The sequence below is a fragment of the Enterobacter sp. H2G27 genome (genome assembly GCF_054403075.1).
Window position 1 is genome coordinate 171302 of the sequence record NZ_JBSVSI010000001.1, and the last position, 25095, is coordinate 196396.

At 56.3% G+C, this 25095-nt stretch carries 21 protein-coding genes and 3 tRNA genes; 15 read left to right on the top strand and 9 right to left on the bottom strand.

Annotated features, from left to right (window positions below):
* Window positions 1-8 precede the first annotated feature (8 nt).
* Entirely contained in the window at window positions 9-1154 is a 1146-nt protein-coding gene (gene blaACT, locus ACW9E7_RS00825; RefSeq protein ID WP_458727093.1) for an ACT family cephalosporin-hydrolyzing class C beta-lactamase, read from the bottom strand.
* Between the two features lie 132 nt (window positions 1155-1286).
* Between blaACT and ampR the strand changes: the two genes are divergently transcribed.
* The gene (gene ampR / locus ACW9E7_RS00830; protein ID WP_458727094.1) at window positions 1287-2162 is read left to right on the top strand and encodes a LysR family transcriptional regulator AmpR; all 876 of its coding nucleotides are present in this window, start codon (window positions 1287-1289) and stop codon (window positions 2160-2162) included.
* A gap of 29 nt (window positions 2163-2191) precedes the next feature.
* On the opposite strand, the gene frdD is transcribed toward ampR, so the two are convergent.
* The 4 genes from frdD to frdA are packed head-to-tail and all read right to left on the bottom strand — an operon-like array spanning window position 2192 to window position 5485.
* On the bottom strand, window positions 2192-2551 hold the full coding sequence (frdD, locus tag ACW9E7_RS00835) for a fumarate reductase subunit FrdD (protein WP_000609653.1): 360 nt from the start codon (window positions 2549-2551) through the stop codon (window positions 2192-2194).
* A 10-nt stretch (window positions 2552-2561) separates the two neighbouring features.
* Window positions 2562-2957, bottom strand: a complete 396-nt coding sequence (gene frdC, locus ACW9E7_RS00840) for a fumarate reductase subunit FrdC (protein WP_029739890.1) — start codon at window positions 2955-2957, stop codon at window positions 2562-2564.
* Between the two features lie 10 nt (window positions 2958-2967).
* On the bottom strand, window positions 2968-3702 hold the full coding sequence (locus ACW9E7_RS00845; protein WP_023310124.1) for a succinate dehydrogenase/fumarate reductase iron-sulfur subunit: 735 nt from the start codon (window positions 3700-3702) through the stop codon (window positions 2968-2970).
* A complete protein-coding gene (gene frdA, locus ACW9E7_RS00850) occupies window positions 3695-5485 on the bottom strand; it encodes a fumarate reductase (quinol) flavoprotein subunit (protein WP_008502932.1) in 1791 nt (596 codons plus the stop codon). Before frdA ends, ACW9E7_RS00845 begins: the two co-directional genes overlap by 8 nt.
* Window positions 5486-5795: 310 nt before the next feature.
* Here frdA and epmA point away from each other — a divergent pair, with 310 nt between their 5' ends.
* A complete protein-coding gene (epmA, locus tag ACW9E7_RS00855; protein WP_133293621.1) occupies window positions 5796-6773 on the top strand; it encodes an elongation factor P--(R)-beta-lysine ligase in 978 nt (325 codons plus the stop codon).
* Window positions 6774-6817: 44 nt separating this feature from the next.
* Here epmA and mscM read toward each other — a convergent pair whose 3' ends face one another.
* The 3 genes from mscM to rsgA all read right to left on the bottom strand — a co-directional run bounded on the left by mscM (window position 6818) and on the right by rsgA (window position 12279).
* Entirely contained in the window at window positions 6818-10141 is a 3324-nt protein-coding gene (gene mscM / locus ACW9E7_RS00860) for a miniconductance mechanosensitive channel MscM (RefSeq protein ID WP_458727095.1), read from the bottom strand.
* A 19-nt stretch (window positions 10142-10160) separates the two neighbouring features.
* Complete coding sequence (asd, locus tag ACW9E7_RS00865) at window positions 10161-11129, bottom strand: archaetidylserine decarboxylase (protein WP_115876634.1); 969 nt, start codon at window positions 11127-11129, stop codon at window positions 10161-10163.
* A 97-nt stretch (window positions 11130-11226) separates the two neighbouring features.
* The gene (gene rsgA / locus ACW9E7_RS00870; RefSeq protein ID WP_458727096.1) at window positions 11227-12279 is read right to left on the bottom strand and encodes a small ribosomal subunit biogenesis GTPase RsgA; all 1053 of its coding nucleotides are present in this window, start codon (window positions 12277-12279) and stop codon (window positions 11227-11229) included.
* Between the two features lie 107 nt (window positions 12280-12386).
* Between rsgA and orn the strand changes: the two genes are divergently transcribed.
* From orn to ACW9E7_RS00890, 4 genes are all read left to right on the top strand, one after another.
* The gene (gene orn, locus ACW9E7_RS00875; RefSeq protein ID WP_367897018.1) at window positions 12387-12932 is read left to right on the top strand and encodes an oligoribonuclease; all 546 of its coding nucleotides are present in this window, start codon (window positions 12387-12389) and stop codon (window positions 12930-12932) included.
* A 196-nt stretch (window positions 12933-13128) separates the two neighbouring features.
* Window positions 13129-13204: transfer RNA gene (locus ACW9E7_RS00880), tRNA-Gly, on the top strand.
* A gap of 36 nt (window positions 13205-13240) precedes the next feature.
* A tRNA-Gly gene (locus tag ACW9E7_RS00885) sits at window positions 13241-13316 on the top strand.
* Window positions 13317-13352: 36 nt separating this feature from the next.
* A tRNA-Gly gene (locus ACW9E7_RS00890) sits at window positions 13353-13428 on the top strand.
* A gap of 270 nt (window positions 13429-13698) precedes the next feature.
* On the opposite strand, the gene queG is transcribed toward ACW9E7_RS00890, so the two are convergent.
* Window positions 13699-14838 (bottom strand): tRNA epoxyqueuosine(34) reductase QueG, encoded by a 1140-nt coding sequence (queG, locus tag ACW9E7_RS00895; RefSeq protein WP_136195722.1) that lies wholly within the window; start codon window positions 14836-14838, stop codon window positions 13699-13701.
* Between queG and nnr the strand changes: the two genes are divergently transcribed.
* From nnr to hflC, 9 genes are all read left to right on the top strand, one after another.
* Window positions 14837-16360, top strand: a complete 1524-nt coding sequence (gene nnr / locus ACW9E7_RS00900) for a bifunctional ADP-dependent NAD(P)H-hydrate dehydratase/NAD(P)H-hydrate epimerase (protein ID WP_143344558.1) — start codon at window positions 14837-14839, stop codon at window positions 16358-16360. The two genes, queG and nnr, sit on opposite strands and share 2 nt — an antisense overlap.
* Window positions 16353-16814: a tRNA (adenosine(37)-N6)-threonylcarbamoyltransferase complex ATPase subunit type 1 TsaE gene (gene tsaE, locus ACW9E7_RS00905; protein ID WP_143344559.1), complete on the top strand. Its 462-nt coding sequence runs from the start codon at window positions 16353-16355 to the stop codon at window positions 16812-16814. Before nnr ends, tsaE begins: the two co-directional genes overlap by 8 nt.
* A gap of 16 nt (window positions 16815-16830) precedes the next feature.
* On the top strand, window positions 16831-18165 hold the full coding sequence (amiB, locus tag ACW9E7_RS00910; protein ID WP_136195719.1) for an N-acetylmuramoyl-L-alanine amidase AmiB: 1335 nt from the start codon (window positions 16831-16833) through the stop codon (window positions 18163-18165).
* A gap of 9 nt (window positions 18166-18174) precedes the next feature.
* Complete coding sequence (gene mutL, locus ACW9E7_RS00915) at window positions 18175-20019, top strand: DNA mismatch repair endonuclease MutL (protein ID WP_458727097.1); 1845 nt, start codon at window positions 18175-18177, stop codon at window positions 20017-20019.
* Window positions 20012-20962 carry a tRNA (adenosine(37)-N6)-dimethylallyltransferase MiaA gene (miaA, locus tag ACW9E7_RS00920; RefSeq protein WP_023310135.1) on the top strand — a complete coding sequence of 317 codons (951 nt, stop codon included), beginning with the start codon at window positions 20012-20014 and terminating at the stop codon, window positions 20960-20962. The genes mutL and miaA overlap by 8 nt, the downstream gene beginning before the upstream one ends.
* Before the next feature lie 85 nt (window positions 20963-21047).
* Window positions 21048-21359 carry an RNA chaperone Hfq gene (hfq, locus tag ACW9E7_RS00925; RefSeq protein ID WP_023334248.1) on the top strand — a complete coding sequence of 104 codons (312 nt, stop codon included), beginning with the start codon at window positions 21048-21050 and terminating at the stop codon, window positions 21357-21359.
* 74 nt (window positions 21360-21433) lie between these two features.
* Window positions 21434-22714 (top strand): ribosome rescue GTPase HflX, encoded by a 1281-nt coding sequence (gene hflX, locus ACW9E7_RS00930; protein WP_133293627.1) that lies wholly within the window; start codon window positions 21434-21436, stop codon window positions 22712-22714.
* 56 nt (window positions 22715-22770) lie between these two features.
* Entirely contained in the window at window positions 22771-24027 is a 1257-nt protein-coding gene (gene hflK / locus ACW9E7_RS00935) for an FtsH protease activity modulator HflK (protein ID WP_133293628.1), read from the top strand.
* 2 nt (window positions 24028-24029) lie between these two features.
* Entirely contained in the window at window positions 24030-25034 is a 1005-nt protein-coding gene (gene hflC / locus ACW9E7_RS00940) for a protease modulator HflC (protein ID WP_111965392.1), read from the top strand.
* Window positions 25035-25095 lie beyond the last annotated feature (61 nt).

A 25095-nucleotide genomic window follows, 5' to 3' on the forward strand; every position in this document is an offset into this window, starting at 1 on the left:
GCAATGTTTTACTGCAGCGCGTCGAGGATACGGTATGCCGCCTCAACGCGGGCAGGGTTCGGATAGCTTTTATTCGCCAGCATCACAATGCCGAGCTGTTTTTCAGGAATAAATGCCACGTAGCTGCCAAACCCGCCGGTTGAGCCTGTTTTATGGACCCAGGACGCGTTGACCAGCGGTGCCGGTGGATTCACTTCTCTCGCAGGCAGCGGTGCCAGCGCCACCTTATTGTCGCTGCCTTCAACCACGGTTTTGGCATCGACCGGCCAGTTAAGCATTTCCCAACCTAACCCTTGATACATGGCCCCCACGCGCCAGTAGCGAGACTGCGCCAGGGCAATGCCTTTCCTGAGTGAACTATCCTGAAGCGAGTCCGGCTTCATGTTGACCATCACCCAGCTTGCCATATCCTGCACGTTGGTTTTTACGCCATAGGCTTCTGCATCCAGCATTCCTGGCGAAACGTGGACCGCTTTACTGTCGCGGTATCCCCAGGCGTAATGCGCCTCTTCCGTTTTCGGAACGTTAATCCAGGTATGGTTCAGATTGAGCGGCTTAAAGATTCGCGTCGTCATGGCCTGCTCATAGCTCATGCCGGAAGGTTTAACCGCCAGCGCGCCAAAAAGACCGATGCTGGCATTGGCGTAAAGACGCGTGGTGCCCGGCTTCCACTGCGGCTGCCAGTTTTGATAAAAGCGCAGCAGAGAGGCGTTATCCGTGACCTCATCCGGTACCTGTAACGGCAGACCGCCTGCGGTATAGGTTGCCAGCTCCAGCATGTGAATGCCCTGCCACTGCTTGCCCGTCAGTTCAGGCCAGTATTTTGTCACCGGATCGCCGAGCGATATTTCACCGCGAGCAATGGCATCGCCACCCAGTACGCCGGTGAAGGTTTTACTTATAGAACCCAGTTCGAACAAGGTTTGTGGGGTGACGGGTTTGTTTGCCGCAACATCGGCTTTACCGAAGGTAAAGTAGTGCGGCTGACCCTGATAAATCACCGCCACCGCCATGCCCGGAATGGCCTGCGCTTTCATCAGCGGCGTAACGGTACGTTCCACCACCTCAGCCAGCTGTTTTTCGGACATCGGTGCGGCGAATGCAGAGCTGGCAACGCTGAGCAGCAGGGCACAGCTTAGGGATTTTGTCATCATCAGTTATCTTCCGTAATAGCAGTTCAAGGGAGTGTCCGGGCCCGTCAGACCGCTGTAGTCTGTTGGATTTGACTATGGCTGACAAACGGTTAAATTTAGCATTAGCTGTTAATTTTTCTAACGGACGAGACCATGACGCGCAGCTATCTTCCTCTGAACTCCCTGCGGGCGTTTGAAGCAGCCGCCAGGCACCTCAGTTTTACGCATGCCGCTATTGAGCTGAATGTCACCCATTCCGCGATTAGCCAGCACGTAAAGGCGCTGGAGCAGCACCTTAACTGCCAGCTTTTTGTTCGCGTTTCGCGAGGGCTGATGTTGACTACCGAAGGCGAGAATTTGCTGCCGGTGCTGAATGACTCGTTCGATCGTATCGCCGGAATGCTGGATCGCTTTGCCAGCCAGCGCGCGCAGGAGAAGCTCAAAATTGGCGTGGTCGGGACATTTGCGACGGGGGTGTTATTCTCGCAGCTCGCGGACTTCCGCCGCTGCTATCCGCATATTGATCTTCAGCTTTCCACCCATAACAACCGTGTCGATCCGGCGGCTGAAGGACTTGATTACGCCATTCGTTATGGCGGCGGGGCGTGGCACGGCACGGAAGCGACGTTTCTTTGCCCTGCACCGCTTGCGCCGCTTTGCACACCTGACATTGCTGCCGCGTTGCACACCCCTTCCGATATCCTGAAGTTTACCCTCCTGCGCTCTTACCGGCGCGACGAGTGGACCGCCTGGATGCAGGCCGCGGGAGAAAACCCGCCTTCACCGACGCACCGGGTAATGGTATTTGATTCGTCCATCACCATGCTGGAAGCCGCGCAGGCAGGTACGGGCATCGCGATTGCCCCTGTCGATATGTTCACCCATCTGCTGAACAGCGAGCGTATCGTGCAGCCATTTGCAACGCAGATTGACCTCGGCAGCTACTGGCTCACGAGGCTGCAGTCACGGGCGGAAACGCCCGCAATGCGCGAGTTTGCCCAGTGGCTAGTGGGGAAGATGCAAAAATAGAAGGCCCGCCTGATGGCGGGCCTGAAGCGTCAGATGGTGACCACGGCAATCAGCGTTACTACGGTCAGGATGGTTGCCAGACCGTAGAAAACCCATTTCCCGCTCGGGACATGGATTTTCAGGTCATGCATCGCATGGTGAATACGGTGCAGGCCACACCACAGCGGCAGGACGATCATCAGGAAGATGAACACGCGGCCGATAAAGCTGCTCGCGAACGCCAGTACGCGTTCGTAGCTCAGCGCATCGCCCGGGAAGAGCCCCAGCGGTAGCATAATGCCGACCAGCAGGATGATGACGGGGGCGATGATGGCACTCCACATGCCGCCTGCGCCAAACAGACCCCAGAAGACCGGCTCGTCAGAACGTTTTGGATTTGGATTGATCACAGTAGTCTCCTTACCAGAACAGTGCGACAAACAGAATGACCACAGTGACCAGAATCGTCACTGCCCAGAGCCCTTTAATCACCGGCTCTGGCCCCATTTTCTCGCCTTTTACGATAATGTTCGCCGCTTTTGGCGCCAGTTCAAACCAGGTTTTGGTATGAAGCAGCGCGGCCGCGAGCACGATCAGGTTCAGAACAACAATGATCGGGTTTTGCAGGAAACCGACGAAGCTGGCCCAGGCTTCCGGGCCATGCTTGAGGGCAAAAACGCCGTACATCAGCTCAAGGCTGAACCAGACCGCCGGTACCGCCGTGCCTTCACGCAGCATGTAGAAGCGATAAAACGGCAGATTTTTCCACCAGGTTGACGGCACAGGCCGCACGTAGGCTTTGCGTTTAGTCGTCATCATGCACTCCTTAGCGTGGTTTCAGGGTAGCGATAAGAAAGTCTTTCGAGCTTTCCACTTTACCCTGCTGAATTGCGGCGGCCGGGTCGACGTGCTTCGGACAAACTTCGGAGCAATAACCCACAAAGGTACAGCTCCAGACGCCGTTCTGGCTGTTAAGCTGCGCCATGCGTTCTTTTTTGCCGTGATCGCGGCTGTCCTCGTTATAGCGGTGCGCCAGGGTAATGGCGGCCGGGCCGATGAACTCCTTGTTCAGGCCAAACTGTGGACAGGCGGCGTAGCACAGGCCGCAGTTGATGCATCCGGAGAACTGATGGTATTTCGCCATCTGAGCTGGCGTCTGGGTGTTTGGCCCCTGATCCGGCGTGCGCGGGTTGCCAATGATGTATGGCTTAATGGCTTCCAGGCTTTCGATAAAGTGGGTCATATCGACCACCAGATCGCGTTCAATCGGGAAGTTGCCCAGCGCTTCGACCTTAATGCCTTTGGTGTACTCGCGCAGGAAGGTCTTACAGGCCAGCTTCGGCACCTTGTTGACCATCATGCCGCAGGATCCGCAGATTGCCATGCGGCAGGACCAGCGGTAGCTCAGATCCGGCGCCAGGTTGTCTTTGATATAGCCGAGCGCATCCAGCAGGGAGGTTTGCTCGTCATAAGGGACTTCATAGAAAGCGCTGTGCGGTGCGGCGTCCACTTCCGGATTGTAGCGCACCACTTCAACCTTCATTTTTTGCATCTCAGCCATTCGCCTTCTCCTTCTTCTCGGCGGCTTCTGCTTCTGCACCGTACACGCGCTTAGCCGGCGGCAGCGTGGTGATTTTCACGTCGCTGTAGTCCAGACGTGTGGTGCCATCCGCATCGCGCCAGGCGAGAGTGTGTTTCAGGAAATTGACGTCGTCACGTTCGGTGCAGCCTTCGTCCAGACGCTGGTGGGCTCCACGTGACTCTTTACGCGCCAACGCAGAGTGCGCCATACATTCCGCTACGTTCAGACCGTGGCCCAGCTCGATAGTGTAGAGCAGGTCAGTGTTGAATACGCTGGAGGTATCGGTGATGCGCACGCGCTTGAAGCGCTCCTGCAGTTCCGCCAGCTTGTCGACGGTTTTTTGCATCAGCTCTGGCGTACGGTAGATACCGCAGCCTTCTTCCATCGACAGGCCCATCTCGTCGCGGATCTTAGACCAGTTCTCGTTACCCTCCTGGTTCACCAGATCTTTCAGGCGTTTTTCAACGTCTGCAACCTGCGCATCCAGTGCGGCACCGTTGGCTTCGCCTGCGGTAGCCGCCCGCTCCATCGCGCGCTCGCCCGCCATGCGGCCAAAGACGACCAGCTCTGCCAGCGAGTTAGACCCAAGACGGTTGGCGCCGTGCAGGCCCACAGAGGAACACTCGCCGACGGCGAACAGGCCTTTAATTCGGGTTTCGCACTGCTGGTCGGTTTCGATCCCGCCCATGGTGTAGTGCGCCGTTGGACGTACCGGAATCGGCTCTTTCACCGGGTCGACGCCAACGTAGGCTTTTGCCAGCTCGCAGATGAACGGAAGACGTTCCAGCAGCTTCTTCTCGCCCAGATGACGCAGGTCGAGGTGAACGACGTCGCCTCGCGGCGTGGAGATAGTGTTGCCTTTGCGCCACTCGTGCCAGAAGGCCTGAGAGACTTTGTCGCGCGGGCCAAGTTCCATGTATTTGTTCTTCGGCTCGCCGAGCGGGGTTTCCGGGCCCATGCCGTAATCCTGCAGATAGCGGTAGCCGTTTTTGTTGACCAGAATACCGCCCTCACCGCGGCAGCCTTCCGTCATCAGAATGCCGGAGCCTGGCAGGCCGGTTGGGTGATACTGGACGAACTCCATATCGCGCAGGGGTACGCCATGGCTGAGCGCCATGCCCATGCCGTCACCGGTGACGATGCCGCCGTTGGTGTTATAACGATAAACGCGGCCCGCACCGCCCGTCGCCATCACTACCGCGTTGGCACGGATCTGGACAAGCGTGCCTTCCATCATATTCATCGCCACCAGGCCGCGCGCGTGTCCGTCATCAACCAGAATGTCGAGGACGAAATGTTCATCGAAGCGCTGAATTTGTGGGAACTGAAGGGAGGTCTGGAACAGGGTGTGCAGCATGTGGAAGCCGGTTTTATCAGCGGCGAACCAGGTGCGTTCAATCTTCATTCCGCCAAAGCGGCGAACGTTGACGCTGCCGTCCGGACGGCGGCTCCACGGACATCCCCACTGTTCAAGCTGGGTCATTTCCGTTGGACAATGATGCACAAAGTAGTCAACGACATCCTGTTCGCAAAGCCAGTCGCCCCCTGCAACCGTGTCGTGGAAATGGTATTCAAAGCTGTCATGATCCTGCGCAACGGCGGCGGATCCTCCTTCTGCTGCCACAGTGTGGCTACGCATTGGATAGACTTTTGAAATCAATGCGATTTTAGCGTTGGGATTAGCTTGTGCTGCAGCAATCGCAGCACGTAATCCAGCCCCGCCAGCGCCTATTACGGCAAGATCGGCTTGAAAAGTTTGCACGACATTCCTCCAGATTTTTGTTATTTCGCAACGCGACAAACTAAAGGTAGTTCACCCGTCCAAAAGGACGATTGCGAAAGCGTTTCCACTGCTCCTTTATGGGTAAAACAGTATAACCGTGTAGATGTCAGGGAAATTTGACGTGTTCGATTTTTTTGCTGTTCTGTACGGCGATTTATCATGAAGATTGATGAAATACGTCACGAAAAAGTTCACCTAAATGAAATGCGCTTTTTTACTGCGCAAAATTTGTCTCTGCCCCTGCTAACGAGTAGACTTCGTGCCCTTGTCTGAAATCGGAGAACAACTCATGAGCGAAACGGCCACCTGGCAGCCGAGCGCATCCATCCCTAATCTGTTAAAACGCGCTGCAATTATGGCGGAGATCCGCCGTTTCTTTGCCGACCGCGGAGTCCTTGAGGTGGAAACGCCGTGCATGAGTCAGGCAACGGTAACGGATATTCATCTGGTCCCGTTTGAAACCCGTTTTGTTGGCCCCGGCCACTCTCAGGGGATGAATTTGTACCTGATGACCAGCCCGGAATATCACATGAAACGCCTGCTGGCGGCGGGGTGTGGTCCGGTCTATCAGCTGTGCCGCAGTTTCCGTAATGAAGAGATGGGTCGTCACCACAACCCGGAATTCACCATGCTGGAGTGGTACCGCCCGCATTATGATATGTACCGCCTGATGAATGAGGTGGACGATCTGCTCCAGCAGGTGCTGGACTGTTCAGAAGCCGAAACGCTCTCCTATCAGCAGGCTTTCCAACGCCATCTGGAAATCGATCCGCTGTCGGCGGATAAAACCCAGCTGCGTGAAGTAGCGGCAAAGCTGGATCTGAGCAACGTGGCGGATAACGAAGATGATCGCGACACGCTGCTGCAGCTGCTGTTCACCTTCGGCGTAGAACCGCAGATTGGCAAAGACCGTCCGACGTTTGTCTATCACTTCCCGGCAAGCCAGGCTTCACTGGCGCAGATCAGTACCGAAGATCATCGTGTCGCAGAGCGTTTTGAGGTCTATTACAAAGGCATCGAACTGGCGAACGGCTTCCACGAACTGACTGATGCCCGCGAGCAGCAGCAGCGCTTCGAGCAGGATAACCGCAAGCGCGCCGCGCGCGGTCTGCCGCAGCAGCCTATTGATGTTAATTTGCTTGAAGCCTTAAAAGCGGGTCTGCCGGATTGCTCCGGCGTGGCGCTGGGTGTGGATCGTCTGGTGATGCTGGCCCTGGGCGCAGAGCAGCTTGGCGATGTGATTGCGTTTACCGTAGATCGCGCCTGACGGCAGTTAACCCTCTCCCGTGGGAGAGGGTCGCCCTGCTTATCTTACAAACTCCCCGCCGGGCGCGTACGCGCCGCTGACGTCAACGTTCTTCCCGTTTTACGCCCGTCCAGGCTTTCCAGACGCATCTGGAACGGTGGGAACGGCATATCAATACCGTGCTCGCGGAAGCCTGCCAGAATCAGCTGGTGGATCTCATGGCGCAGCGGCATACGGTGGCCCATTTCGGCGGCGTAGATACGCAGCTCGAAAATCTGGATCCCCTGCTGTAAATCCACCAGGAACACTTCCGGTGCCGGGTTATCGATCACCAGCGAGCAGCGCTCTGCGGCTGTGTAGAGGATCTGGGTGACCTCTTCGCTGTTGGCGTCCGACGGCGCCGGTACCGTCAGCACCACACGGGTAACGGAGTCTGACAGCGACCAGTTGATGAACTGCTCGGTAATAAACGCCTTATTCGGTACGATGATCTCTTTGCGATCCCAGTCGCTGATCGTTGTCGCACGTGTGTTGATCTTCGTGATGCTGCCGGTCAGATCGCGGATCGTGACGGTATCGCCAATACGGATCGGTTTTTCGAACAGAATGATCAGGCCAGAGATGAAGTTGGCGAAAATCTCCTGTAAACCAAAACCTAACCCTACACCAAGGGCCGCCACCAGCCACTGCAGCTTCGACCACTCAATACCGATCATCGAGAAGCCAACCAGTCCGCCAAACAGCATGATCAGATATTTGGTTATGGTCGTAATCGCATAACCCGTCCCCGGCGTTAAATCCAGATGCTGCAGCAGCGCCAGCTCCAGCAGCGCCGGGAAGTTGCGCACCAGCTGCGTGGTAATGATCAGCACCAGAATGGCAATCAGCACCGCCCCTAAGGTGATCGGCTCCAGGCTTTCAACACCCTGCACCGTGGACGTCACGTCCCAGAGAGAGATGTTCTCCAGGAAGCCGAATGCGGAGTGGATCTCTGACCACAGGAAGATCACCGACAGGAGGGCAATCAGCATCAGTATGGAACGAACCAGACGCAGGGACTGGGTGCTGATGGCATCCAGATCCAGTTCGACCTCGTCCGCTTCCGTCGTGCCTTCCGTACTGTTGACGTGGTTTGGCTCTTCCTCACCTCGCGCGCGCTGGGCGAGGATCTCTGCCCGGCGATGCTTGGCTCGGTCAAAGGCCAGACGGCGGCGCTGGATCAGCATCCAGCGGCGGATCACGTGGTACACCACCAGCAGCAGGAACCAGATGGCCACCGAGGTTTCCAGCCTTGCCAGCAGCGCCTGCGAGGTTGCCAGATAGCCCACCGCGGCCGCCAGCATCGCAAACAGCGGCGCGCTAAGCAGCAGGTTCCAGAGCAGCCGGTTGAACATGTTTTCGCCGCTGCCGGATTTATCGAGATAGAGCGGAATACCCGCGCGTTTCAGGCTGAGCGTGACGATGGCCAGCGCCCCGCATATCAGCATAAAGCAGAGACGGCCCAGCGAGCCTGAGAATTCCCGGTCGTTGAGATTGTCGAACATGATCAGCGCCATAATCAGCGGCACAATCAGCCCGATGCTCATCAGGTAGTAACGCATGGCGCGCGCAACGCGATTACGCGGCCAGCCAAAGTGGGTGATAAACAGGCCATTGGGGCGCGCGAAGGTGGCGCAAATCATGACTACCCACAGCAGCGGCACCGTGGCGGTGACGCCATCGCCAATCGCAACCGCGAGCGGATAGGGCCAGGCTTCACGCAGGCCATACCCCAGCGTCATCCACAGCACCGGCAGCGGGGAGGCGACAAGAATCGACCAGAATACGGTGCGCAACGTCAGCCAGAAGTGATCCTGGGTAACCTTCCCCACCCGGGAGCTGGAACGCTCCAGGAAGCGAGTGAAATGTCTGCGCGAGTAAATGCTGAAGCCCACCAGAATCAACGCCCCCAGCAGCGGGAAAATGGTCTCTTTGCTGGTGAACATCATCACGCTGGCCTGTCCCAGCTGGCTGAAGGTGTCCAGCGAAATCAGGCGGCGCAGGTCCTGGACAATTTCAATCGGCCACGAGAAGGTCATCGGACGCACGTCGGACGTCCAGAAGAGATAACGGTGCGTCGCCTCGTTCACCTCTTTCAGCGCATCTTCCAGCTGGCTGTTGGAGACTTTTAGCTTGGTCAGCTCCAGAATCAGCGTATCCCCGCCCTGGAGCAAAGAGTTCAGCAGTTCACGCTGGGTACGCAGCTGGGCTTCCAGAATACGGTTTTGCTCGCTGGTCAGGGGCTGTCCGTCAGCCTGACGGATCTGGCGGATTTGCGGCTGTTTATTAAGGAGATCTTCAAAGTGCAGTCGCTGAACGCGCAGCTGGGCCATCTCGGTATCCAGCTGTTGCGGCTTCGGCATTTCCGGCAGGCGCGCGACCTGGGCACGTAGCGCTTCGCCCAGCAGGTTTGATGACCCGAGCCACTGGGACTGCTCGCGCAGGGTGTTGAGCGCCTGGCGAACCTGAAGGGTTTGATTGGTGGCCTGACGCTGCTGCGAGGCAACCAGATCCATACGCTGCGCCTGCTGATTCAGCGCGGCAGAAAGCTCGCGGTTGACCTTAAACTGTTCGACGATTCCGGCAGGCAAGTTATCGCTGTTTTCTGCCAGCAGTTCGGTACTTTCCAGCGCGCGCTCCGCCTCGCGTTGACGCTGACTGTTGAGCTGATTGCGCAGGGCCTGGAGATACGCATCCAGTTGCTCGCTCTGCTTCTGAGCGAGTTCAGAGCGCATCCGCGACAGCTCCTGGCGGTTATTGGCGGAAAGCTGCGCCAGCTCAAGCTCATCGACAAGGGCCTTCAGGCGAGCCGATTCTGCCTGAAAGCCCAGATTTTGGGCCTGAGCCTGTGGCGTATTGCCGCTTTGCGTACCCACGCGGCGCTCAACTTCATTTAGCTGGCGACGGGCGTCGGTTTGCTGCTGCGGAAGCTGGCTGAGGGAGTCGGCAATTTCGCGCGCGCGCTCCTGCTCCTGCTGAGCAAGGCGGCTCTTTTCCAGAAGCTGGCTGCTGACCTGCAGGATCTCCTGGTTCAGCGCGTCGGAGGTCATCCCTGCGGGCACATCGCGCGGTTCGTCACGCAAATTATTGAGCTGCGAGCGTAGCGTCTGCGAGAGTTTGGGGAAGTTGTCGATAACCTGCTGATACTGCTGAGCGCGCTCAAGAGAGCCTTTCCGCTCCTCAAGCGCGTTCAGGGCAGCCTGGAGCGACTCGACGGTCTCTGGCTGAGCGGGTTTGGCCGCTTTTGCCTGCTCCAGTTCCTGGGTTATCTGTTTGGCGTCGGGGGCTGTCGCTGCGTACGCCCCCATGCTGAGGCACCAGGCCATCAGTAGAACGATAATCGGGCGCACGTCAGCGATCCTTCTGTTGTTAGCCTTCGTCTTTTTTGTCGTCAACCAGCGGGCTGGCGTCGTGCTCGGCGTTGATCTCTTCCTGTGACAGCGGAGCAGGTTCTGCTTCCGGCGTCACGAAGGTTTCGGTAGAGACCGCCAGCGGCTGGCCCAGCTTGGTGACCGACAGGCTTTCGAGCTGTTCAGCCAGCTTCACTTTGCCCGGCGCAAACAGGTTGATCACGGTGGAGCCAAGCTTGAAGCGACCCATCTCCTGACCTTTTAGCAGGGCCACAGAGCCTTCCGCTTCACCGGCAGGCCAGGTCCAGCGTTTGATCACGCCTTCGCGCGGTGGGGTGATGGTGCCGGCCCAGACGGTTTCAATGCTGCCTACGATGGTTGCACCCACCAGAATCTGTGCCATAGGACCAAATTCAGTATCGAACAGACAGATGACGCGCTCGTTACGGGCAAACAGGTTCGGCACGTTCTGCGCGGTCAGGTGGTTGACGGAGAACAGATCGCCCGGGACATAAATCATTTCACGCAGGATACCGTTACACGGCATGTGCACGCGGTGATAGTCGCGCGGTGACAGATAGGTAGTGGCAAACGTACCGTTGCGGAACAGATCCGCCATCAGGTAGTTACCTGCCAGCAGCGCTTCCAGACTGTAGTTATGGCCCTTCGCCTGCAGGATTTTGTCGTCTTCGATGTTACCCAACTGGCTGATCACGCCGTCTGCTGGCATCACCAGGACGTTAGGATCGGTGTTCAGCGGGCGCACTTCGTCACGCAGCGGGCGCACGAAGAACTCGTTGAAGGTGCGGTAGCTGGCGGTGTCCGGCTTTTGCGCCTCTTTCATATCGACCTTGTAATATTTTACGAAAAGATCGATGACCAGTTTGGTCAGCCAGCCTGCGCGTTTGCTCGCGCCCCAGCCCGCCAGGCGAGTGAGCCACAGTTTTGGCAGAATGTATTGAAGCGAAAGTTTAAATGCGTTTAACAAGGTAGCCTCCAGGCCATTGTTTTGTCGTTCCTGATCCGGCGTTAAGCCGCCGGAACCTGAAAAAAGGGGACGATTTTAGCGATGCTTAGCTTAGTTGTCAGTTATCAGAATCAGAAAAGTTTTTACGCGTTTTTACGTCTTCCATGCTCTCAAGAATACGGTGGTAATTCTCGAAGCGGGTTTCCGCGATCTCGCCTTTCTCAACCGCTTCACGGATAGCGCAGCCTGGATCGTTATCGTGTTTACAGTCGCGGTATTTACAAGCGCCTAAATAATCATGGAATTCGACAAATCCGTTAAAGATTTGTTCCGGCTCAAGGTGCCACAAACCGAACTCACGCACCCCTGGGGAGTCGATCACGTCGCCGCCGTGCGGGAAATGATACAGACGCGAGGCGGTGGTGGTGTGCTGGCCCAGACCCGAGACGTTGGACACATCGTTAGTCAGGATCTCTTGCTGGAGGCCAAGCAGGTTGTTCAGCAGGCTCGATTTACCCACGCCGGACTGGCCCGCAAAGATGCTGATACGGTCGGTCAGCGCCTCTTCTAACGGCTTAAGGCCATCTTTGGTATGGCTGGAGACCATCAGCACGCGATACCCGATCTCACGGTAGATATCCATCTGCTCATTCACGAAGGCCATGCCGTCGTCATCCAGCAGATCGATTTTATTCAACACGATAATCGGTTCAACCTGCAGCGTTTCGCAGGCGACAAGGTATCGGTCGATAATGTTGAGCGAAAGTTCGGGTAAAATCGCCGAAACAATGACGATCTGGTTAATGTTGGCGGCAATTGGTTTTACGCCATCGTAGAAATCCGGGCGGGTGAGCACCGACGTGCGTTCATGCACGGCTTCAACGATGCCCTTAACCGTGACACCTTCAGCTGCCTCTTTACCCGGACGCCAGACCACGCGATCGCCGGTCACCAGGGAACGAATGGTCCGGCGGATATTGCAACGGTGAATATCCCCGTCGGCGGATTCGACATCGGCATGCATACCGAAACGGCTGATGACTACGCCTTCTGTCGCTTCACCAAACAGGTTGTCGTCATAATCCGGCTTCTCCGAAGTGGTTTTAAGACGGCGCTGGTGGTTGGCGTTTACGCGGCGCTGCTGCCCTTTGGAGAGTTTATTTTTACTCAATCGCGCTGGCTCCTGGTCGCCCGTAAGGGGCAAAACCTCTATGATACACTCTAATTAATACTAGTTAACCTGCTACTGCCGGTTATGCGAGAAGGGTGGAAAATAACATGAGCGCGGATGAAAACAACCTGATTTGGATCGATCTCGAAATGACCGGGCTGGATCCCGAGCGCGATCGCATCATTGAAATTGCAACTCTGGTGACGGACGCCAACCTGAATATCCTGGCTGAAGGGCCAACGATTGCGGTGCATCAGTCCGACGACCAGCTGGCTTTGATGGATGAATGGAACGTGCGTACCCACACCGGCAGTGGCCTGGTGGAGCGCGTGAAGGCGAGCACGTTCGGCGACCGTGAGGCGGAGCTGGCGACGCTTGAGTTCCTGAAAGAGTGGGTTCCGGCAGGCAAATCCCCTATCTGCGGCAATAGCATCGGCCAGGATCGCCGTTTCCTGTTTAAGTACATGCCGGAGCTGGAATCTTACTTCCACTACCGTTATCTGGATGTCAGCACTTTGAAAGAGCTGGCGCGTCGCTGGAAGCCTGAAATCCTCGACGGCTTTAAAAAGCAGGGGACGCACCAGGCAATGGACGATATCCGAGAGTCCGTGGCGGAGCTTTCCTACTACCGCGAAAACTTTATTAAGCTGTGATTTTGCGATCCGGCGCCTTGCGTGGCCGGGTTTTTGTCGTTAAATTGTTCAGCTTGCCGATTTAATAAGCATTTGAACTTAATTTCGAAAAAATCACTTTAAGGGGGGTTGCAGCTAAAAGGATTTCTCGTATAATGCGCCTCCCGTAACGACAGAGAATTACACGTTACGACAGCAACAAAAGCAGTGCAGATTTGCGGGAATAGCTCAGTTGGTAGAGCACGACCTTGCCAAGGTCGGGGTCGCGAGTTCGAGTCTCGTTTCCCGCTCCAAAATTTGAAAGTGCTTTCACAGCACAGACTGCCCAAGCGGGAATAGCTCAGTTGGTAGAGCACGACCTTGCCAAGGTCGGGGTCGCGAGTTCGAGTCTCGTTTCCCGCTCCAAAATTTGAAAGTGCTTCTACAGCACGGACCACCCAAGCGGGAATAGCTCAGTTGGTAGAGCACGACCTTGCCAAGGTCGGGGTCGCGAGTTCGAGTCTCGTTTCCCGCTCCAAATTCTTCTTCATCTCTAAAATATCCACAGCGAAAAGCGTCGCTGGGGACGTTTTCTATTGTCTCTGAAATACTCTTGTGAACAGAGTTATCCACAGAAACTGCGCTTAACCGAAACAGGGTTAAAACTTAGCAGGGTGAATAATATCTCCATAACGCGCTGTATTTAAAACATAAAATTTGATTTCAAAATGTTATTGAGATCACTTGACCTCTTCTCCAGCCCAGATGGCGCTTGAGTTTGTAATTTTATTCACAGGCTGTGAATAGTTCAGGCATCCCGCGGAAGCCCTTTTTCAATCACCCTCACCAGACGCTGTTTCTTCGGCAGCTGCACCTCGACAACGCAGGCATTACGTTTCTCAATTTGCTGCGCAATCGCCCACTCGATGTGCTCATCAAGAAGTGGGTGCTCACCTCGACGGCTTTCAAGCGCCCGTATATTCGCTTCCTCCCACGGGGCATTCCCCAGCGCGACGGCAACATTACGCAGCCAGCGCAAATGACCAATACGGCGAATGGCCGAACCCTCCGTCACTTTCAGGAACCATGCTTCGCTCCAGGCGAACAGCTCAATGAGCTGCGGCGCATGCAGCGCCTTACGCGGGCTGAAATCCTCTTCGTCCGTGAGCTGTGAATAGCGGTTCCACGGGCAGATCAGCTGGCAGTCGTCGCAACCGTAGATGCGGTTGCCAATAAGTGGCCGGAATTCCTCTGGAATGGCCCCTTCCAGCTCGATAGTGAGGTAGGAGATGCAGCGGCGTGCATCAACAGTGTAAGGCTCGACGATAGCACCCGTCGGGCAGATGGTCATGCAGGCCACGCAGCGCCCGCAGCCTTCTTCGACCGGGCCGTCTACCGGCAGCGGTAAATCAATCAGCAGTTCGCCCAGGAAGAAGAACGATCCGGCGTCACGGCTGAGGATAAGTGAGTGCTTACCTGTCCATCCAAGCCCGGCTTTTTCGGCGATCGGGCGCTCAAGAATAGGCGCAGAATCGACAAAGGGTCTAAAATTCAGCGAAACACAGTGCTGCTGAATGGTTTCCCCGAGTTTTTTTAAGCGGTTACGCAAGAGCTTATGGTAATCACGACCCAAAGCGTACCGGCTGACGTAACCCAAAGAGGGATTTTTTAGCGTGCGCGCAAAGGCCGCGTTGGCGGGTAGATAGTTCATGCGCACGCTGATGACGCGTAATGTGCCCGGCAAAAGCTCGTGAGGACGGGCGCGCATCATGCCATGACGCGCCATCCATTCCATTTCGCCGTGGTATTGTTTGTCCAGCCAGGCCTGCAGTTTCGGCTCGCTGGCGGAAAGGTCGGTATCGGTAATGCCCACCTTCTGGAAGCCAAGCTCAGCACCCCACTGTTTTATTTTTTGCGCTAATTCATTGAAATCGAGGGGCTGTGACATGACGGACCATACGGTGAAGAAAAACCCCGCAAGTATACCACATTCCATCTGGCATGCGGATGACCTCCGGCGTGCCGAAAAAGAGGCCGCAGACAGCCTCGGGATTACCCTCTATGAACTGATGCTACGTGCGGGTGAGGCGGCGTTTAACGTTGCCCGCAGCGCGTACCCGCAGGCTGCTCACTGGCTGATTCTGTGCGGGCACGGCAATAACGGCGGTGACGGCTACGTCGTCGCCCGTTTGGCGGTTGTGGCCGGTATCCGCGTGACCTTGCTGGCTCTCGAAAGTGATAAACCGCTGCCGGAAGAGGCTGGCGCGGCGCGGGAGGCATGGCTTAACGCAGGCGGTGTAATTCATGCGCCTGATATCGTCTGGCCGGAAGAGGTGGATCTGATTGTTGATGGTCTTCTGGGCACCGGGCTGCACAGCGCGCCGCGCGAAAATATTGCCGCGCTTATTGAACACGCTAACAGACATTCCGCGCCGGTAGTCGCCCTGGATATTCCCTCTGGCCTGATTGCACAAACCGGCGCGACGCCGGGAGCGGTCATTGAGGCTGCACATACGGTGACCTTCATCGCCCTCAAGCCGGGGCTACTGACCGGTAAAGCACGAGACGTCGTTGGCGTTTTGCACCACCATGCGCTGGGGCTGGAGAGCTGGCTGTCCGGGCAGGAAACGCACCTGGCGCGTTTTGATGCGTCGCAGCTTGCAGCGTGGCTCCCGCCGCGCCGACCAACGTCCCATAAGGGCGATCACGGCAGGCTGGTGATTGTGGGAGGAGACCACGGTACGGCTGGTGCGATTCGTATGACGGGTGAAGCGGCTCTGCGCAGCGGTGCCGGATTAGTGCGAGTGCTCACTCGCATTGAGAATATTGCGCCCATAATCACCGCTCGGCCGGAACTGATGGTCCATGAGCTTACGCCCCAGGCGCTTGAAGAATGCCTGGAATGGGCGGATGTGGTGGTGATTGGCCCCGGGCTTGGGCAGCAGTCATGGGGTAAACAGGCCCTGCAAAAGGTCGAGAATTTTCGTAAACCGATGCTGTGGGATGCCGACGCGCTTAACCTTCTGGCAATAAACCCGGATAAGCGTCACAATCGCATTCTGACACCACACCCCGGCGAAGCCGCGCGCCTGCTTAACTGCAGCGTGGCAGAAATTGAAAACGATCGCTTACTTTCTGCTCAGCGTCTGGTAAAACGTTACGGAGGTGTTGCTGTTTTAAAAGGGGCAGGAACCATTGTTGCCAGTGATGAGATGCTGGGCATTATTGATGCCGGAAATGCGGGCATGGCGAGCGGCGGAATGGGCGATGTGCTTTCCGGCATCATTGGCGCATTGCTTGGACAGAAACTTCCCCTTTATGATGCAGCCTGTGCGGGCTGCGTGGCCCACGGTGTCGCGGCGGATAAACTGGCTGCGCGTTACGGTACACGCGGTATGCTGGCCACGGATCTTTTTTGCACGCTGCGGCGTGTTGTTAACCCGGATGTGATTGACGTAGAAAATGACTAATCGAGCGATTCCTTTACCTGATGAACAAGCCACTTTAGAACTCGGCAAGCGCGTGGCGCAGGCCTGTCAGGGGGCAACCGTCATTTATCTGTATGGTGATTTAGGTGCGGGTAAAACCACCTTCAGCCGGGGTTTTTTGCAGGCGTTAGGGCATAACGGGAATGTGAAAAGCCCAACCTACACGCTGGTAGAACCGTACACCCTTGAAAATCTCATGGTGTACCACTTCGATTTATACCGCCTTGCGGATCCTGAGGAGCTGGAATTTATGGGGATCCGTGATTATTTTGCCAACGACGCCATTTGCCTGGTGGAGTGGCCGCAACAAGGTGCGGGTGTGCTGCCTGACCCGGATGTCGAAATTCACTTAAATTACCAGGCTCAAGGGCGTGAGGCACGCATCAGTGCTGTTTCCTCATCAGGCAGTTCCTTACTGGCGCGTCTGGCCGGTTAAGCGTAGGGATGACGGGATGATAAATCGCGTTAAAGGTTGGGTGTTGGCTGCCACCGTGCTGCTGTGCGCGCAGGCCGGGGCGGCAAACCTCTCAGATATTCAGGTATCTAACGGCGAAAGCCAGGCTCGAATCACGTTCAGCTTTATGGGCGATCCTGAGTATGCGTTTTCACAGCCAGACAGCCACAGCGTGGCGCTGGATATCAAGCAGACAGGCGTGATCCAGGGATTACCGCTGCGGTTTAGCGGCAACAACCTGGTGAAAAGTATCCGTTCGGGTACGCCGCAGGATAGCCAGTCGTTACGCCTGGTGGTCGATCTGACCGAAAAGGGCAAAACGAAGGCGGTGAAGCAGCAAAACGGGGCGAACTATACGGTGGTCTTTACCATCAATGCCGACGCACCGCCGCCGCCGCCGCCGGTCGTAGCGAAGCGGGTGGAAGAACCGGTGTATACGCCGCGTCCTGCTGAACCTGCGCGTAATCCGTTTAAATCGCAGAACGATCGCATCACTGCGGCAACCAGCAGCGATACGGTGACGCGTCCGGCGGCCAGCGCGCGACGCGCGACGGTCAGCGGTGACAAAGTGATTATCGCCATTGATGCGGGTCACGGCGGGGAAGATCCCGGGGCGATTGGTCCTGGCGGCACGCGAGAGAAAAACGTAACTATCGCTATCGCGCGTAAACTGCGTTCGCTACTCAATGACGACCCTATGTTTAAAGGCGTGTTGACCCGCGATGGGGATTACTTTATCTCCGTAATGGGGCGCTCGGATGTGGCGCGTAAGCAAAACGCAAACTTCCTGGTCTCCATTCATGCGGACGCCGCACCGAATCGTAGCGCCACCGGTGCCTCGGTTTGGGTGCTGTCGAACCGTCGCGCTAACAGCGAAATGGCCAACTGGCTGGAAGAGCATGAGAAGCAGTCTGAACTGCTAGGCGGTGCGGGCGACGTGCTGGCGAACAGCCAGTCCGATCCGTACCTCAGCCAGGCGGTGCTGGATTTACAGTTCGGTCATTCTCAGCGCGTCGGGTATGATGTCGCCACTAACGTATTGAACCAGCTGCAAAGCGTTGGCGTGCTGCATAAGCGTCGTCCGGAACATGCCAGCCTCGGCGTTCTGCGCTCGCCAGATATTCCGTCCATCCTTGTAGAGACGGGCTTTATCAGTAACAACGGTGAAGAGCGTCTGTTGGGAAGCGACAGTTACCAGCAGCAAATTGCCGAAGCGATTTATAACGGTTTACGCAAATATTTTGAGGCGCATCCTCTGCAGTCTGCGCCGCAGAGCGGCGCTGCCCAGACGGCCAGCGCAGCGCTGCCGGGTGAGATGACCGCGACCAACTAAGGAGAATTCATGCCGATTCAGGTTCTACCGCCGCAGCTCGCGAACCAAATCGCCGCCGGTGAGGTGGTGGAACGCCCTGCGTCGGTGGTGAAGGAGCTGGTGGAAAACAGCCTCGATGCGGGCGCAACCCGCATCGATATTGATATCGAACGCGGTGGCGCGAAGCTTATCCGCATTCGGGACAACGGCTGTGGCATTAAAAAAGAGGAGCTGTCGCTGGCGCTGGCTCGTCACGCCACCAGTAAAATCGCCTCTCTGGACGATCTGGAAGCGATTATTAGCCTCGGTTTTCGCGGAGAAGCGCTGGCCAGTATCAGCTCGGTTTCGCGTTTAACGCTGACCTCCCGTACCGCTGAACAGCAGGAAGCCTGGCAGGCTTACGCCGAAGGGCGCGACATGGATGTGACGGTCAAACCGGCGGCGCATCCTGTCGGGACGACGCTTGAAGTATTAGATCTCTTCTACAACACTCCCGCCCGACGCAAGTTTATGCGTACCGAGAAGACCGAGTTCGGCCATATTGACGAGATCATTCGCCGTATCGCGCTGGCCCGCTTCGATGTCACCATCAACCTCAGCCACAACGGCAAGGTGATGCGCCAGTACCGCGCGGTGGCAGAAGGTGGACAGAAAGAGCGCCGCCTGGGCGCTATCTGCGGGACGCCGTTTCTGGAACAGGCGCTGGCTATAGAATGGCAGCACGGCGATCTGGCTTTACGCGGCTGGGTTGCCGATCCAAACGCGAGCAGTGCTGCGTTCTCGGAAATTCAGTATTGCTACGTGAACGGCCGCATGATGCGCGATCGTCTTATCAATCACGCGATTCGCCAGGCATGCGAAGACAAGCTCGGGGCCGATCAGCAGCCTGCTTTCGTCCTTTATCTGGACATCGACCCGCATCAGGTGGATGTGAACGTTCATCCTGCCAAGCATGAGGTGCGGTTCCACCAGTCGCGTCTGGTTCACGACTTCATTTATCAGGGCGTGGCCGCTGTGTTGCAGCAGCAGGCAGCACCAACGCTGCCGCTGGAAAACGACGCTCCAGCGCCGCGTCCGCTGCCGGAAAACCGAGTGGCGGCAGGGCGCAACCATTTTGCGGAGCCTGCCGCCGCGCGTGAACCGGAGACCCCGCGTTTCTCCCCAGCAGGGAGCGTACCGCGTCCAACGGGCGCGAACTATCCCAATGCCCAGCCTGGTTATCAGAAGCAGCAGGGAGCGTTGTACCGCAAATTGCTGGAAACACCAGCCGTGGAGCGTAAAGAGCACATTCCTGCCGCTCAGCCTTCTCTGGACGGGCATAGCCAAAGTTTTGGCCGGGTGCTGACGATTATCGCGTCCGACATGGCATTGCTTGAGCGTGACGGCAAACTGATGCTTATGGCACTGCCGGTTGCCGAACGCTGGCTTAAACAGGTTCAGCTCACGCCCGGCGAAAATGCAGCCTGTGCGCAGCCGCTCTTGATTCCGGTTCGCCTGAAGATATCCCCTGAAGAAACAAGGGTATTGCAGCGTGCAGAGCCGCAGCTGGCGAAAATGGGTATTGAAACTGTGCTCGAACCACAACATGTGACAATTCGTGCAGTGCCTTTACCCTTACGCCAACAAAATTTACAAAACTTGATTCCTGAACTGATAGGCTACCTGGCGCAGCAAACATCGTTTGATGCCGCCAACACCGCGCAGTGGATCGCCCGCCATCTGGCAAGCGAACACGCGCCGTGGAGCATGGCACAGGCCATCAGCGTGCTGGCTGAGGTTGAACGCCTCTGTCCGCATCTGGTGAAAGCGCCGCCGGGTGGGTTATTACAACCTGTTGATTTACAAACGGCGATGAACGCCCTGAAACATGATTGACGCAAGTAAGGCGAGCCTGCCTAAGGCAATTTTTTTAATGGGCCCAACGGCCTCCGGCAAAACGGCGCTAGCCATTGAGTTGCGTAAAGTTTTGCCTGTAGAGTTGATTAGCGTCGACTCTGCCCTCATCTACCGAGGGATGGATATCGGCACGGCGAAGCCTGACGCAGAAGAACTGCGCGCGGCACCGCACCGTTTGCTGGATATACTCGACCCGGCTCAGGCTTACTCCGCAGCGGATTTTCGCCGGGATGCCTTAGCCGAGATGGCAGAGATAACGGCGGCGGGGCGTATACCGCTGTTGGTTGGCGGAACCATGCTCTACTTCAAGGCGCTGCTGGAGGGGTTGTCACCTCTGCCATCCGCGGATCCGGAAATAAGAGCAAAAATTGAGCAGCAGGCGGCAGAGCAGGGTTGGGACGTTTTGCATCAGCAACTGGCGGAGATTGACCCGGTTGCTGCAGCGCGGATCCATCCAAATGATCCGCAAAGGCTTTCCCGGGCACTGGAAGTTTTTTTCATTTCGGGTAAAACTTTAACGGAACTGACGCAAACGTCAGGAGACGCTCTGCCGTATCAGGTGCATCAGTTCGCCATCGCCCCGGCGAGCCGTGAACTGCTCCATCAGCGGATTGAGCAGCGTTTTCATCAGATGTTAGCTTCAGATTTTGAAGCAGAAGTGCGGGCGCTTTTTGCCCGTGGAGATTTGCATACGGACATGCCTTCCATTCGTTGTGTGGGATACCGCCAGATGTGGTCGTATCTGGAAGGTGAGATTTCATACGATGAAATGGTTTATAGAGGTGTTTGCGCCACGAGACAGTTAGCGAAGCGCCAGATCACCTGGTTGCGCGGTTGGGAGGGTGTTCACTGGTTAGACAGTGAAAAACCGCAACAGGCGTTAAACGAAGTGATTGAGGTTGTTGGTGATATCGCTCACTGAATGTGTACAATTGAGGCGTATCGTGCGCAATTTTTCAGAATCGCAAGGTTCTAAGTACAAAACAAGCATATAAGGAAAAGATAGAATGGCTAAGGGGCAATCTTTACAAGATCCGTTCCTGAACGCATTGCGTCGGGAACGTGTTCCAGTTTCTATTTATTTGGTGAATGGTATTAAGCTGCAAGGTCAGATTGAGTCTTTCGATCAGTTTGTGATTCTGTTGAAAAACACGGTCAGTCAGATGGTCTACAAGCACGCTATTTCTACTGTTGTTCCGTCCCGTCCGGTATCTCATCACAGCAATAACGCTGGCGGCGGCACTGGTAGTAACTACCATCATGGCAGCAGCGCGCAGGGTTCTTCAACGCCGGCGCAGGACAGCGACGAGACCGAATAAGGTTTCGCACTGTTATCCACACGGGGAGCCAGGGATCCTGCGTTCCCCGCTGATCTTTTTAGAGAGGTTTACGCTTGTTTGACCGTTATGATGCCGGTGAGCAGGCGGTGCTGGTACACATCTATTTTTCGCAAGACAAAGATATGGAAGACCTCCAGGAGTTTGAATCTCTGGTCTCTTCCGCCGGTGTCGAAGCAATGCAGGTGATTACCGGTAGCCGTAAAGCGCCGCACCCAAAGTATTTTGTTGGTGAAGGTAAAGCAGTCGAAATTGCGGATGCCGTAAAAGCAACCGGCGCGTCAGTCGTGTTGTTTGATCATGCGCTGTCTCCAGCCCAGGAGCGCAACCTGGAAGCCCTTTGCGAATGCCGTGTTATCGATCGCACGGGTTTGATTTTAGATATTTTTGCTCAGCGTGCACGTACCCATGAAGGGAAACTGCAGGTTGAGCTGGCGCAGCTGCGCCATCTGGCAACGCGTCTGGTGCGTGGCTGGACACACCTTGAAAGACAAAAAGGCGGGATTGGTTTGCGCGGTCCGGGTGAAACCCAGCTCGAAACCGACCGTCGTTTACTGCGTGGCCGAATTACCCAGATCCTCTCACGTCTGGAACGTGTAGAGAAACAGCGTGAACAGGGGCGTCGGGCGCGCACCAAAGCCGACATCCCGACGGTGTCGCTGGTGGGCTATACCAACGCCGGTAAATCCACCCTGTTTAACCAGATAACTGAGGCCCAGGTGTATGCCGCAGACCAGCTGTTTGCGACCCTGGACCCTACGCTGCGCCGTATTGACGTTGCAGACGTCGGTGAAACGGTGCTGGCGGATACCGTAGGTTTTATTCGCCACCTGCCGCATGACCTGGTGGCGGCGTTTAAAGCCACCCTGCAGGAGACGCGACAGGCGACTCTGCTGCTGCACGTGATTGATGCAGCAGACGTGCGCGTGCAGGAGAACATTGACGCGGTGAATGTGGTGCTCGAAGAGATCGATGCTCACGAGATCCCAACGCTGTTGGTCATGAACAAGATCGATGTGCTGGACGATTTCGAACCGCGTATCGACAGAGATGAAGAAAACAAACCAATTCGGGTCTGGCTTTCTGCCCAGACCGGTATTGGTGTGCCACTGCTTTTCCAGGCTTTGACAGAACGTCTTTCCGGTGAGGTAGCTCAGCACACGCTGCGACTGCCGCCACAGGAAGGCAGGCTGCGCAGCCGGTTTTATCAGCTTCAGGCGATAGAAAAAGAGTGGATGGAGGATGACGGCAGCGTGGGGATGCAGGTGCGTATGCCGATCGTTGACTGGCGTCGCCTCTGTAAACAAGAACCTGCGCTGGTCGACTATATCGTCTGATCAGAAAGGGGATGCCTGAATAATTCGCCCTTGCATAACAAATATGGAGCATATACATGGCGTGGAATCAGCCCGGTAATAACGGACAAGACCGCGACCCGTGGGGAAGCAGCAAACCTGGCGGCAACTCTGAGGGAAATGGCAACAAAGGTGGTCGCGAGCAGGGGCCGCCGGATCTGGATGATATCTTCCGCAAACTGAGCAAGAAGCTTGGCGGCCTTGGCGGAGGAAAAGGTTCTGGCTCGGGTGGCAATTCCACTCAGAGTACGCGCCCGCCAATGGGTGGCCGCGTAGTGGGCATCGTGGCCGCTGCGGTAGTCATCATCTGGGCAGCCAGCGGGTTCTACACCATTAAAGAAGCAGAACGCGGCGTAGTCACCCGTTTCGGTAAGTTCAGCCATCTGGTTGAGCCGGGTCTGAACTGGAAGCCAACCTTCATTGACGACGTGACCGCGGTAAACGTGGAATCCGTCCGTGAACTGGCCGCCTCCGGCGTGATGCTGACCTCTGACGAAAACGTGGTGCGCGTTGAGATGAACGTGCAGTACCGCGTGACCGATCCTGAGCGTTATCTATTTAGCGTGACCAGCGCCGATGACAGCCTGCGTCAGGCGACTGACAGCGCCCTGCGTGGTGTCATCGGAAAATACACCATGGACCGTATCCTGACCGAAGGTCGTACCGTTATTCGTAGCGATACCCAGCGCGAGCTGGAAGAGACCATTCGTCCGTACAACATGGGTATCACCCTGCTGGACGTCAACTTCCAGGCTGCGCGTCCGCCGGAAGAGGTGAAAGCCGCATTTGACGATGCGATTGCTGCCCGTGAAAACGAACAGCAATACATCCGTGAAGCAGAAGCGTACACCAACGAAGTTCAGCCACGCGCTAACGGTCAGGCGCAGCGTATTCTGGAAGAAGCGCGCGCGTATAAGACCCAGACCATCCTGGAAGCTCAGGGTGAAGTGGCTCGCTTTGCGAAGATCCTGCCTGAATACAAAGCGGCGCCGGAAATTACCCGTGAGCGTCTCTATATCGAGACCATGGAAAAAGTGCTGAGCCACACCCGCAAAGTGTTGGTTAACGATAGTAAAGGCGGAAACCTGATGGTGCTGCCGCTGGATCAGATGCTGAAGGGCAGTTCTGCACCGGCAGCAAAAGATACCAGCGGAGCGAACAACCTGCTGCGTCTGCCGCCAGCCTCAACAGGCAGCGCCAGTACGAACACAACGCCTTCTTCGAACGATGGTGACATTATGGACCAACGCCGTGCTAACGCGCAGCGTAACGACTACCAGCGTCAGGGGGAATAAGGATGCGTAAGTCAGTTATTGCGATCATCGTCATCGTACTGGTCGTGCTTTATACCTCGATCTTTGTGGTGAAAGAGGGCGAGCGTGGGATCAAGTTCCAGTTCAGCAGCGTCGTGCGTGATGGCGACAAACGCCCGGTGATTTACGAGCCGGGTCTGCACTTCAAGGTGCCGTTCATTCAGTCCGTAAAAACGCTTGATGCGCGTATCCAGACCATGGATAACCAGGCAGATCGTTTTGTGACCAAAGAGAAGAAAGACCTGATCGTTGATTCCTATATCAAATGGCGCATCAGCGATTTCAGCCGTTACTTCCTGGCAACGGGCGGCGGTGACGTTTCTCAGGCAGAAGTGCTGCTGAAACGTAAGTTCTCTGACCGTCTGCGTTCTGAGATTGGTCGTCTGGATGTGAAAGACATCGTGACCGACTCCCGTGGTCGTCTGACCCTGGAAGTTCGCGATGCGCTAAACTCCGGCACAGCGGGCACTGAAGATGAAGTTTCAACGCCGGCAGCAGACGATGCGATTGCCAAAGCGGCTGAACGTGTTCAGGCGGAAACCAACGGTAAAGTGCCGGTGATCAATCCGAACAGTATGGCTGCACTGGGTATCGAAGTCGTTGACGTGCGTATCAAGCAGATCAACCTGCCGGTGGAAGTGTCCGAGGCGATTTACAACCGTATGCGCGCCGAGCGTGAAGCGGTAGCCCGTCGTCACCGTTCACAGGGCCAGGAAGAGGCTGAGAAGCTGCGTGCTGCAGCAGACTACGAAGTCACCAAGACGCTGGCGGAATCTGAGCGCCAGGGCCGTATCCTGCGCGGTGAAGGTGATGCGGAAGCCGCGAAGCTGTTTGCTGATGCCTTCAGCCAGGATCCTGACTTCTATGCCTTTATCCGTAGCCTGCGTGCCTACGAGAATAGCTTCCAGAGCAGCCAGGATGTGATGGTGCTTAGCCCGGACAGCGATTTCTTCCGTTATATGAAGACGCCGACTAACGCAACGCGATAAACTCAGGCTCGTTTGAGTATTCAAACCACCGCTCTCAACGGAGCGGTGGTTTTCTTTTATA

What these genes read in the sequence shown, in the direction of transcription:
- hflK (WP_133293628.1), top strand. Translation starts at nt 22,771, where the DNA reads ATGGCGTGGAATCAGCCCGGTAATAACGGACAAGACCGCGACCCGTGG.
- epmA (WP_133293621.1), top strand. Translation starts at nt 5,796, where the DNA reads ATGAGCGAAACGGCCACCTGGCAGCCGAGCGCATCCATCCCTAATCTG.
- tsaE (WP_143344559.1), top strand. Translation starts at nt 16,353, where the DNA reads ATGACTAATCGAGCGATTCCTTTACCTGATGAACAAGCCACTTTAGAA.
- queG (WP_136195722.1), bottom strand. Translation starts at nt 14,838, where the DNA reads ATGTCACAGCCCCTCGATTTCAATGAATTAGCGCAAAAAATAAAACAG.
- frdC (WP_029739890.1), bottom strand. Translation starts at nt 2,957, where the DNA reads ATGACGACTAAACGCAAAGCCTACGTGCGGCCTGTGCCGTCAACCTGG.
- hflC (WP_111965392.1), top strand. Translation starts at nt 24,030, where the DNA reads ATGCGTAAGTCAGTTATTGCGATCATCGTCATCGTACTGGTCGTGCTT.
- ampR (WP_458727094.1), top strand. Translation starts at nt 1,287, where the DNA reads ATGACGCGCAGCTATCTTCCTCTGAACTCCCTGCGGGCGTTTGAAGCA.
- miaA (WP_023310135.1), top strand. Translation starts at nt 20,012, where the DNA reads ATGATTGACGCAAGTAAGGCGAGCCTGCCTAAGGCAATTTTTTTAATG.
- amiB (WP_136195719.1), top strand. Translation starts at nt 16,831, where the DNA reads ATGATAAATCGCGTTAAAGGTTGGGTGTTGGCTGCCACCGTGCTGCTG.
- blaACT (WP_458727093.1), bottom strand. Translation starts at nt 1,154, where the DNA reads ATGATGACAAAATCCCTAAGCTGTGCCCTGCTGCTCAGCGTTGCCAGC.
- nnr (WP_143344558.1), top strand. Translation starts at nt 14,837, where the DNA reads ATGACGGACCATACGGTGAAGAAAAACCCCGCAAGTATACCACATTCC.
- orn (WP_367897018.1), top strand. Translation starts at nt 12,387, where the DNA reads ATGAGCGCGGATGAAAACAACCTGATTTGGATCGATCTCGAAATGACC.
- mutL (WP_458727097.1), top strand. Translation starts at nt 18,175, where the DNA reads ATGCCGATTCAGGTTCTACCGCCGCAGCTCGCGAACCAAATCGCCGCC.
- ACW9E7_RS00845 (WP_023310124.1), bottom strand. Translation starts at nt 3,702, where the DNA reads ATGGCTGAGATGCAAAAAATGAAGGTTGAAGTGGTGCGCTACAATCCG.
- hfq (WP_023334248.1), top strand. Translation starts at nt 21,048, where the DNA reads ATGGCTAAGGGGCAATCTTTACAAGATCCGTTCCTGAACGCATTGCGT.